The organism is Pseudomonas sp. Sample_10 (genome assembly GCF_004321495.1).
In the GTDB taxonomy this organism is placed as follows: domain Bacteria; phylum Pseudomonadota; class Gammaproteobacteria; order Pseudomonadales; family Pseudomonadaceae; genus Aquipseudomonas.
Window position 1 is genome coordinate 19760 of sequence record NZ_RCOE01000031.1, and the last position, 9977, is coordinate 29736.

Annotated in this window: 10 protein-coding genes and 1 pseudogene; 6 read left to right on the forward strand and 5 right to left on the reverse strand. The window is 59.0% G+C overall.

From position 1 onward, the window contains the following. Positions 1-253 precede the first annotated feature (253 nt). The 4 genes from tcyN to D8U18_RS02155 form a co-directional block, all read right to left on the reverse strand. On the reverse strand, positions 254-1009 hold the full coding sequence (tcyN, locus tag D8U18_RS02140; protein WP_056852088.1) for an L-cystine ABC transporter ATP-binding protein TcyN: 756 nt from the start codon (positions 1007-1009) through the stop codon (positions 254-256). Between the two features lie 4 nt (positions 1010-1013). Then, entirely contained in the window at positions 1014-1679 is a 666-nt protein-coding gene (gene tcyL, locus D8U18_RS02145) for a cystine ABC transporter permease (RefSeq protein WP_056852089.1), read from the reverse strand. Next, on the reverse strand, positions 1679-2479 hold the full coding sequence (gene tcyJ / locus D8U18_RS02150) for a cystine ABC transporter substrate-binding protein (RefSeq protein ID WP_056852090.1): 801 nt from the start codon (positions 2477-2479) through the stop codon (positions 1679-1681). The genes tcyL and tcyJ overlap by 1 nt, the downstream gene beginning before the upstream one ends. Positions 2480-2795: 316 nt before the next feature. After that, on the reverse strand, positions 2796-3794 hold the full coding sequence (locus D8U18_RS02155) for a D-cysteine desulfhydrase (protein WP_130904502.1): 999 nt from the start codon (positions 3792-3794) through the stop codon (positions 2796-2798). 191 nt (positions 3795-3985) lie between these two features. On the opposite strand from D8U18_RS02155, the gene epsC reads away from it, so the two are divergent. After that, on the forward strand, positions 3986-4912 hold the full coding sequence (gene epsC / locus D8U18_RS02160) for a serine O-acetyltransferase EpsC (RefSeq protein ID WP_056852092.1): 927 nt from the start codon (positions 3986-3988) through the stop codon (positions 4910-4912). Between the two features lie 543 nt (positions 4913-5455). Then, complete coding sequence (gene betT / locus D8U18_RS02165; RefSeq protein ID WP_177336547.1) at positions 5456-7411, forward strand: choline transporter BetT; 1956 nt, start codon at positions 5456-5458, stop codon at positions 7409-7411. Between the two features lie 8 nt (positions 7412-7419). On the opposite strand, the gene D8U18_RS02170 is transcribed toward betT, so the two are convergent. Then, complete coding sequence (locus D8U18_RS02170) at positions 7420-7680, reverse strand: hypothetical protein (protein WP_056852094.1); 261 nt, start codon at positions 7678-7680, stop codon at positions 7420-7422. A 136-nt stretch (positions 7681-7816) separates the two neighbouring features. Here D8U18_RS02170 and D8U18_RS02175 point away from each other — a divergent pair. From D8U18_RS02175 to mgrA, 4 genes and pseudogenes are all read left to right on the forward strand, one after another. Next, positions 7817-7915, forward strand: a pseudogene (locus D8U18_RS02175) (LysR family transcriptional regulator); the annotation flags it as partial. 178 nt (positions 7916-8093) lie between these two features. Continuing rightward, the gene (locus D8U18_RS02180; RefSeq protein ID WP_241664278.1) at positions 8094-8228 is read left to right on the forward strand and encodes a type II toxin-antitoxin system HicA family toxin; all 135 of its coding nucleotides are present in this window, start codon (positions 8094-8096) and stop codon (positions 8226-8228) included. Positions 8229-8287: 59 nt separating this feature from the next. Further along, positions 8288-8689 carry a type II toxin-antitoxin system HicB family antitoxin gene (locus D8U18_RS02185; RefSeq protein WP_056852096.1) on the forward strand — a complete coding sequence of 134 codons (402 nt, stop codon included), beginning with the start codon at positions 8288-8290 and terminating at the stop codon, positions 8687-8689. Positions 8690-8820: 131 nt separating this feature from the next. Next, a complete protein-coding gene (gene mgrA, locus D8U18_RS02190; protein WP_130904501.1) occupies positions 8821-9858 on the forward strand; it encodes an L-glyceraldehyde 3-phosphate reductase in 1038 nt (345 codons plus the stop codon). Positions 9859-9977: the final 119 nt, after the last annotated feature.

A 9977-nucleotide genomic window follows, 5' to 3' on the forward strand; every position in this document is an offset into this window, starting at 1 on the left:
AAGTTAAGAAGCGCTATGGGTGAGTAGAAAATGCTTATAAATACAGGGTGAGTCGGGCTTGGATGCGCGGGGAGGGCGTGCGGCGGGTCATTGGCGGATGCGGGGGAATTGGCAGTGAAAGTCTGTTGCGGGATATATATATATGTACTGCGCATGCGCACAAAATATTAACTATGGTTTTTTGATTTTGTTATGCGCAGGCGGGCGGTTGGCGCAACTTCCGTCCGTGGAAGTTGGCAGTGTTACCAAGGTGTTAGTTGTGTGAGTTATTAAGGAATTTACTGAGGAACTGCTTCGTGCGTTCTTCTTTCGGATTGGCGAATAGTGCCTTGGATTCGCCTTGTTCGACGATCACACCCTTGTCGAAAAACACCACGCGATTGGCCACGTCACGGGCGAAAGCCATTTCGTGGGTCACGATGACCATCGTGCGATTCTCTTCGGCCAGGCCGCGGATCGTCGCCAACACTTCACCGACCAACTCTGGGTCAAGTGCCGAGGTCGGTTCATCGAACAGGATCACTTCCGGTTCCATCGCCAGCGCGCGGGCAATCGCCACGCGTTGTTGCTGGCCGCCCGAGAGGCGGCGCGGATAAGCGTCTTCCTTGCCCGCCAGGCCCACCTTGGCCAACAGTTTCTTGCCCAGGGCGACGGCGTCGGCATGCGGGATCTTCTTGACGATGATCGGGCCTTCGATAACGTTTTCCAGGGCTGTGCGATGGGGGAACAGGTTGAAATTCTGAAACACGAAGCCCACGTGCTGGCGCAGGTTGCGCACCAGACTTTGTTGCTGGTTCAACGGGCGGCCGGTATCGATCTCGATATCGCCGACCTTGATCCGGCCACTGGTGGGCTCTTCCAGAAAATTCAGGCAACGCAGGAACGTGGTCTTGCCCGAGCCGCTAGGCCCGATGATCGCCACGACCTCGCCTTCTTTCACTTGCAGATCGATGCCGTTGAGCACGACTTGACCCTTGAACTGCTTTGTCAGTTTTTCCACGACAATCATGGGGTCAGGACTCCTGATCGTGCCGATTGACCCGCTCTTCCAACTTGTTCTGCAGGTGCGACAGCACCGTGGCCAGAATCCAGTAGATCAGCGCGGCGGCAAGGTACATGGTGAACACTTCGAAGGTGCGGGCGGTAATCAGTTGTGCCTGGCGGAACAGCTCCGGCACCTGAATGGTGGCCGCCAGCGCGGTGTCCTTGACCAGCGAAATGAAGCTGTTGCCCAGTGGCGGCAATGCGGTGCGCATCGCCTGCGGCAGGATGGCCCGGCGCAGGGTCTGCGCACGGGTCATGCCGATACTGGCAGCAGCTTCCCACTGACCGCGCTCGATGGAGCTGATCGCGGCGCGCAGGATCTCACAGGCGTAGGCGGCCATGTTCAGCGAAAAGCCGATCAGGGCCGCCGGCAGTGGATCGAGTTCCATGCCCAGTTGCGGCAAGCCGTAATAGATCACGAACAGTTGCACCAGCAACGGCGTGCCGCGAAAGAACGATACGTAGACACGGGCGATCCAGCTCACCAGCTTGAAGCGCGACAGACGCATCAGTGCCAGGCCGAAGCCCAGCACCAGACCGAAGAACATCCCGCCCAGGCTCAGGATGACCGTGTAGTACGCGCCCTTGAGCAGGAAGGGCAGGGAATCGAGTGCGAGTTGAAAAGCTTCTTCCATTATTGAGTGACGTCAGCGTTGAAGTATTTTTCCGAAAGCTTTTTCAACGTGCCGTCGGCGCGCAGCTTGTCGATAGCCTTGTTCACTGCAGCCAGCAGCTCAGGCTCGCCTTTGCGCAGGGCAATACCGGCTTCCTGACGGGAGAATGCTTCACCTGCCGCGGTGGTGTCTTTTGCCTTCTTGGCATATTCCAGTGCGGCCAGACGGTCGATCAGGATGGCATCGATGCGGCCCACGCGCAGGTCCTGGAATTTGGTTGGATCATCTTCGTAGGTGCGCACGTCAGCGGTCGGTACGTTGGCTTTTACCCACTCTTCGTAGTTGGTGCCCAGGCCTACGCCGACTTTCTTGCCGCCCAGGTCGGCAGCCGACTTGATGTTCAGCTCGGCGGCCTTTTTCGTCAGTACCAGCGCCTGAATCCCGGAAACGGTGTACGGCTCGGAGAAGTCATACTTCTTCTTGCGTTCTTCGGTAATGGTCACCTGGTTGATCACGGCGTCCAGACGCTTGGATTCCAGGGCTGCCAGAATGCCTTCCCATTTGGTCGGTTGCAGCTTGACCTTCACGCCCAGCTCTTTGGCCAGCGCTTCAGAAAATTCGACTTCGAAGCCCGACAGCTTGCCGCTTTCGTCGACGAAGCTAAACGGTGGATAAGTGCCTTCCAGGCCGACGTTGATTACGCCTTTGTCCTTGATTTGTTGCAGTTGCTCACCGGCAACCGCCTGGCCGATCAGGCCGGCGCTCAGTGCCAGGCCCAGCGAACCTACCAGCAGATTTCGACGTAGTGCGGAAAAATTCATGACAAGCCCCTGTGTTTTCTTATGGAAGACGCTTAAGGAAAGTTGGCAAATTCGGGATTGGAACGACTGCGATATCCTGCCCTAAAGCAGCTTATGCGTCTCGCAGCAAATTCGCCTGCGGCATGACTATATGATGGCGTTATTAGATTAGAAAATAATAAATTCTATTTTTGTTATGCATTAATGGAATAATTGGTCGGCAATGGGTGATCGTTCCCACGCTCCGTGGGAATGCCTCATGGGAGGCTCCGCGTCCAGTGACGCGCAGCGTCACGGGCTGCGTTCACACGCAGAGCGTGGGAACGATCAGCCATCTCTAGTCCTGCAAAAAGCTTGTATAGGCAAACAACGCCGGCGCCCCACCGGTGTGCAGGAAGATGATCGGCCCCTCATCGAAACGCTGACGTCCGATGCCATCCAGCAGTCCGGCCATGGCTTTGCCAGTGTAGACCGGGTCAAGCAGCAGGCCTTCCTGACTGGCCAGCAATTTTACCGCCGCCAACGTCCCGGCATTCGGCTCACCGTAGCGCGGCGCGAAATACTCGTCCCACAATTCGACCTTGAAGTTCGCCGGCAACGACATGCCCAGCAGCTCGGCAGTGCGCTCGGCCAGACCCTGAACCTTCGGGCGTTGATCTTCATCGCTGCGAGAAACCGTCACGCCGATCACTGGCAACTGCGGCAACGCTTCGTTCAACGCCAGCGCCAGACCGCTATGGGTTCCGGCGCTACCGGAAGCCAGGACGACGGCGGCGAAGTCCAGGCCGGTGTCCTTGATCTGCTCGGCCAGTTCCAGGCCTGCGCGCACGTAACCCAACGCGCCCAATGCATTGGAGCCACCGATGGGCACCAGATACGGTTTTTTGCCGTTGTTGCGCAGGCGGGCGGCCAATGCCTGCAATTGCTCATCGGCATTATCGAGATTCTCCACCCGCTCGACTTTGGTATGGAACAGATCAAGCAACAACCGATTGCCGTTGCCGACGTAATTGACGTCATCGGTGCCAAGCGGGTTTTCCAGCAACGCTACGCAGCCAAGGCCCAGCTTGGCGGCAATGGCGGCCGTCTGGCGTACGTGGTTCGATTGCAGCGCGCCCGCGGTGATCAAGGTATCCGCGCCCTGGGCCAAGGCATCGGCGGCGAGGTATTCGAGTTTGCGCAGCTTGTTGCCGCCCATTGCCAGTGGTGTCAGGTCATCGCGTTTGACGTATACATCGCGGCCCAGCCACATCGACAGGCGTTCGAGTTTTTCCAGGGCGGTGGGCTGGCCGAGCAGGTCGAGGCGGTTAAAGCGGGCAAGCTGTTGTTTGATCATGGGTCCGTACTGGCGGTGAATGATGTCAGGACTATAGGCACGCCAATTTCCCCGGGCAACCGTCAATCGCTTATAGCCGATGGTGCTTGATACAGCACAATTGGTTCTTAATTTGGCCCAAGGCCCTTGCCGTAAAGTAATCGCCGTTGACGCGGCCAGACTGTCCGGCCGCTCCGTGAGGAGTTTTTACCGTGAGTGAGCGTTCCAGCCATTGGCAATTGCAGACCATCGTCAGCCAACTGCGCACGGCCCGTGATCAGTGGCGTGCACAAAACGGCCGCGTCAGCGGCGAGCAGGGCGGGCGCGAGCTGCCGTCCCGGGCGGCCATGGCGGAGATTCTCGAGGCCCTGTGCGGTGCGCTGTTCCCGATGCGTCTGGGGCCAGTGGATTTGCGCGAAGAGAGTGAAGACTTCTACGTCGGCCACACCCTCGATGTCGCGCTGAATGCGTTGCTGGCGCAGGCACGGCTCGAACTGCGGTATGCGGCGCGCCACAGCGCCCAGGCCGAGGCTGAAGTCGAAGGCAAAACCATTCAGATCATTCAGGATTTCGCCCTGGCACTGCCCGGGCTGCGCAGCCTGCTGGACACCGACGTGTTGGCGGCCTATCACGGTGATCCGGCGGCGCGCAGTGTCGATGAAGTGCTGCTGTGCTACCCGGGGATTCTGGCGGTGATTCACCATCGTCTGGCCCATCATTTATATCGCGCCGGCCTGCCGTTACTGGCGCGGATCAGCGCAGAAATCGCTCATTCGGCAACCGGTATCGACATTCACCCGGGCGCGCAAATCGGCCGTAGTTTCTTCATCGACCACGGGACCGGCGTGGTGATCGGCGAGACCGCGATCATCGGCGAGCGCGTGCGGATTTATCAGGCTGTGACGCTGGGTGCCAAGCGTTTTCCCGCGGATGAAGACGGTCAGTTGCAGAAGGGCCAGGCGCGGCATCCGATCGTCGAGGATGACGTGGTGATTTACGCCGGGGCGACAATCCTCGGGCGGATCACCATCGGCAAGGGCTCGACCATTGGCGGCAACGTCTGGCTGACCCGCAGCGTGCCGGCGGGTAGCAATCTGACCCAGGCGAATTTGCAGTTGGATGATGGAGCGCAAAAGTAAGCGCCACAATGATCGTTCCCACGCTCCGCGTGGGAACGCCTCCAGGGACGCTCCGCGTTCCGGTTCACGCCTCCATCTCAAGCCTGGCACCGCAGTGACGCGGAGCGTCACGGGCTGCATTCCCACGCAGAGCGTAGGAACGATCAAAAACGATCGCCTCCTACCCCCCATTGATCGTTCCTACGCTCCGCGTGGGAATGCCTCCAGGGACGCTCCGCGTTCCGATTCGCGCCTCGATCTCAAGCCTGGCACCGCAATGACGCAGAGCGTCACGGGCTGCATTCCCACGCAGAGCGTGGGAACGATCGCCTTCTACCCCTCATTGAGCTAGCGTAATTACGCGACCGCCCAGCCCTGCGATTAGTCCTTAGCAGCCTATTCATGTTTAACTTGAACGTTCATTCAAGTTAAACCGGTGGTTCGCTGCCCGCTCACAACAGGAGGCTTGCCTTTGCTGAGTCCGATTTCTACAGCCACGATTTCCCCCTTCGAGGTGCACCGTTCATGAGTGCATCGTCCGTTCCTTCAAGCGGCCTGGTCCGCATGAATCCGCCGGTGTTTTACTTTGCGGCGAGCTTCATTCTGTTGTTCGGCGTCGTGGTCATTGCCATGCCCGAACAGGCCGGTGCCTGGTTGCTGGCCGCGCAAAACTGGGCGGCCAATACGGTCGGCTGGTACTACATGTTGGCGATGACCCTGTATCTGGTCTTCGTGGTCGTCACCGCGTTATCGGGCTACGGCAAGATCAAACTCGGTGCCGACCACGACGAGCCCGAATTCAGTTACCTGTCCTGGGCCGGCATGCTGTTCGCCGCCGGGATCAGCATCACGCTGTTCTTCTTCTGCGTGTCCGAACCGTTGACCCATATGCTCCAGCCGCCCCAAGGCGAGGCGGGCACCGCTGATGCGGCGCGCCAGGCCATGCAGATTCTGTTTCTGCATTGGGGCCTGCACGGTTGGGGTGTGTTTGCCTTTGTCGGCATGGCGCTCGCCTATTTCGCCTATCGGCATAACCTGCCACTGGCGCTGCGTTCGGCGCTCTATCCGCTGATCGGCAAACGCATCAACGGCCCTATCGGTTATGCAGTGGATGGCTTTGGCATCATCGCCACGGTCTTCGGTCTCGGTGCCGATATGGGCTTCGGCGTGCTGCACCTCAATTCCGGCCTGGACTATCTGTTCGGCATCGCCCATACCCAGTGGATTCAGGTCGGGCTGATCACGCTGATGATGGGCGCAGCGATCATCGTCGCCGTGTCTGGCGTCGACAAAGGCGTGCGGGTGATGTCCGACATCAACATGTTGCTGGCCTGCGCGCTGCTGCTGTTCGTGTTGTTCGCAGGGCCCACGCAGCATCTGCTCAATACGCTGATCCAGAACGTCGGTGATTATCTCGGCGCCTTGCCGATGAAGAGTTTTGACCTTTACGCCTATGACAAACCCAGCGACTGGCTGGGCGGCTGGACCGTGTTCTATTGGGCCTGGTGGATCGCATGGTCGCCGTTCGTAGGCCTGTTCATCGCGCGGATTTCCCGTGGCCGGACCATCCGCGAGTTCGTCTTCGGCGTGCTGTTGATTCCGCTGGGTTTCACCCTGGCGTGGATGTCGATCTTCGGCAACAGCGCCATCGACCAGGTGCTCAACCACGGCATGAGCGCGCTGGGCATGTCGGCCATCGACAACCCCTCGATGACCCTCTACCTGCTGCTGGAAACCTACCCGTGGAGCAAAACCGTGATTGCGGTCACGGTGTTCATCAGCTTCGTGTTCTTCGTCACTTCCGCCGACTCGGGCACCGTGGTGTTGTCGACCCTGTCCGCCAAGGGTGGCAACCCGGATGAGGATGGGCCGAAATGGCTGCGGGTGTTCTGGGGAGCAATGACGGCGCTGGTGACCAGTGCGCTGCTGTTCTCCGGCAGCATCGACGCATTGAAGTCAGCGGTGGTCCTGACCTCGCTGCCGTTCTCGCTGATTTTGCTGCTGATGATGTGGGGCCTGCACAAGGCGTTTTATCTGGAATCGCAGAAACAGATCGCGCAACTGCATTCCCTGGCACCGGTGTCCGGCTCGCGGCGCGGTGGCTGGCGTCAGCGCTTGAGTCAGGCGGTGCATTTTCCGTCGCGGGACGAGGTGTATCGCTTCCTCGACACGACGGTACGCCCGGCGATCGAAGAGGTCTCGGCGGTATTCGTCGAGAAGGGCCTCAAGGTGATCACCCATCCAGAGCCGGTCAACGACAGCGTCAGCCTGGAAATCGGTCACGGCGATGAACACCCGTTTATCTACCAGGTGCAAATGCGTGGCTACTTCACGCCGTCGTTTGCCCGGGGTGGCATGGGCTCCAAGGAGCTCAACAATCGTCGCTACTATCGGGCCGAAGTGCACTTGAGCGAGGGCAGTCAGAACTACGATCTGGTGGGCTACACCAAGGAGCAGATCATCAATGACATCCTCGATCAGTACGAACGGCACATGCAGTTCCTGCACCTGGTGCGTTGATCGGTCTCTCAGGTCTCGGTGGTCAGCACCATGAACAACACGAGCGCCGCCACCGGGATACCGAACACGGCGCTTCCCACCACCAGCTCGGTGCTTAACGGCTGGCCGGCATGCACGATGCCGACTGCGCCGTTGATCAACGTCAGCGCCAGCCACAGCACGATAAAGCTGTAGGCCAGGATCTGGCGGCTGAAGCCGATTTTCTCGCCGATGTAGAGCATCAGCGCCAGGAGAATCAGGCCAAAGGTGATGATGATCGTCGTGTGCATGGTGGGTTTCGCCATTTAAATGTGTGTTGCCGTAAAGGCCGTCATCGCGGGCAAGCCTTTACTGATTCAACCCCATACAGCGAGCATAGTTAAACCATCCCGCCTGCGTCAGATCACCTGCGCCAGTCCCGCTTATCTGCCAATTTCAGTGCTGTACCCGCACAACCGACACATGTCGCCACGGGTCCGGGTGTTTGTGGATTGGATGGGGGAGGTGTTTGCTAAAGCGCAGTAGCCGCCGGTCCGAGAGGAAAGTCGACTTCGTCCAGATCGGCTATTATTTTTCCAAGTGTGTATGGTGTGTATTGTTTCCACTTCGACCTGCTTAAAGTACGCAGCGATTGCTGTGGAAAAAGGCGAAGGAAATGCGAAGTCGGGAAATGATCAGGATGATCGAGGACGATGGTTAGTATCTGGTTGCCGTAAGGGGAAGCCATCATCAGTACAAGCATCCCTGCAAGCCCGGGAGGGTGACGGTCAAACACCCGGATTCGGATCTTCCGAAAGGAACGATCAGCAGCATATTGAAACAGGCGGGACTCAAATGATGCCCGCCACCGGATACGAAAGTCCCTGCAGGGACACATCACATGAAGGGCTCATCGAAATGAATTTCCCGGTTGTTCTGCACAAGGATGCCGACTCGGACTACGGAGTGATCGTCCCTGATGTGCCAGGTTGTTTCTCGGCCGGCAGCACCGTGGCGCAGGCACTTGAAAGCGTGAAAGAGGCGCTGTCCCTGCACTACGAAGGGTTGGTAGCCGATGGCGAGCCATTGCCACAGGTACGCGAGATTGATGCCCACCTTGAAAATCCCGATTACGCAGGTGGTGTGTGGGCGGTAGTTGAGTTTGATATCACGCCTTATTTCGGCAAGTCAGTGCGCTTCAATGCGACGTTGCCGGAACAGTTGCTTGAGCGTATCGATCAGACTGTCAGACGGGATCAACGCTACAGTTCGCGCTCCGGTTTTCTGGCGGCGGCAGCCCTGCGCGAATTGTCGGCATAAGGTTAGGCGAAAGAAATATGAAACGTTTCAGCAATTAGTCGAATCCGGGGTTTTCTGGTGTTGTCTGAGGGTATGCTGGGCGACTGGTGAAGCAGTCGAGACCAGATTCAAGACAGACAAGAGAGGATTCGATGACTTACACCGCTGCCGAAAACCGCTACGACTCCATTCCTTACCGCCGCGTTGGTCGCAGCGGTCTGGTGCTGCCGGCGCTGTCGCTGGGCCTGTGGCACAACTTCGGCGACAGCACGCCGATCGACACCCAGCGGGCGCTGCTGCGTACGGCGTTCGACCTGGGCATCAACCATTTCGACCTGGCCAATAACTACGGTCCGCCATACGGCAGCGCCGAGATCAATTTCGGTCGATTGCTGCGGGAAGACTTCAAGCAGTACCGGGATGAGTTGATCATCTCCAGCAAGGCCGGTTGGGACATGTGGCCCGGTCCTTACGGTCAGGGCGGCGGTTCGCGCAAGTACGTGCTGGCCAGCCTCGACCAGAGCCTGCAGCGTCTGGGCCTGGACTACGTCGACATTTTCTATTCGCACCGCTTCGACCCGGATACGCCGCTGGAAGAAACCGCCAGCGCATTGGCCACGGCAGTGCAGCAGGGCAAGGCGTTGTACATCGGCATCTCGTCGTACTCAGGGGTGAAAACCCGTGAGATGGCGGCGTTGCTCAAGGAGTGGAAGGTGCCGTTGTTGATCCATCAGCCGGCCTACAACCTGCTCAATCGCTGGGTGGAAAAAGACCTGCTCGACACCACTGATGAACTGGGCACCGGCGTGATTGCCTTTACACCGCTGGCTCAGGGTTTGCTGACCGACAAATACCTCAACGGCGTGCCGAGCGACGCGCGGGTCAACCGTCCGGGCGGCGGTTCGTTGCAGGCTTCGCACCTGTCCGAGGCCAACATTGCCCACGTGCGTGCACTCAATGAAATCGCCAAGCGCCGCGGTCAGAGCCTGGCGCAACTGGCACTGGCCTGGACCCTGCGCGACCCGCGGGTGACCTCGGCATTGATCGGTGCGAGCCGGCCGGAGCAGATTATCGAGAACGTCGGGGCGTTGCGGAACTTGAGCTTCAGTGCAGAGGAGCTGGCGGAGATCGATCGGTTTGCCCAAGAGGGCGGGATCAATCTGTGGGAGAAGCCTTCGACGGCTGAGTGACAGCATGATCGTTCCCACGCTCCGCGTGGGAATGCATCAACGGACGCTCCGCGTTCGGCTTTCGGATGGGACGCGGAGCGTCCCGGGCGGCATTCCCACGCAGAGCGTGGGAACGATCA

Coding starts and splice junctions, on each gene's coding strand:
- tcyN (WP_056852088.1), bottom strand. CDS start 1,009: ATGATTGTCGTGGAAAAACTGACAAAGCAGTTCAAGGGTCAAGTCGTG.
- mgrA (WP_130904501.1), top strand. CDS start 8,821: ATGACTTACACCGCTGCCGAAAACCGCTACGACTCCATTCCTTACCGC.
- D8U18_RS02185 (WP_056852096.1), top strand. CDS start 8,288: ATGAATTTCCCGGTTGTTCTGCACAAGGATGCCGACTCGGACTACGGA.
- tcyL (WP_056852089.1), bottom strand. CDS start 1,679: ATGGAAGAAGCTTTTCAACTCGCACTCGATTCCCTGCCCTTCCTGCTC.
- betT (WP_177336547.1), top strand. CDS start 5,456: ATGAATCCGCCGGTGTTTTACTTTGCGGCGAGCTTCATTCTGTTGTTC.
- D8U18_RS02170 (WP_056852094.1), bottom strand. CDS start 7,680: ATGCACACGACGATCATCATCACCTTTGGCCTGATTCTCCTGGCGCTG.
- tcyJ (WP_056852090.1), bottom strand. CDS start 2,479: ATGAATTTTTCCGCACTACGTCGAAATCTGCTGGTAGGTTCGCTGGGC.
- D8U18_RS02155 (WP_130904502.1), bottom strand. CDS start 3,794: ATGATCAAACAACAGCTTGCCCGCTTTAACCGCCTCGACCTGCTCGGC.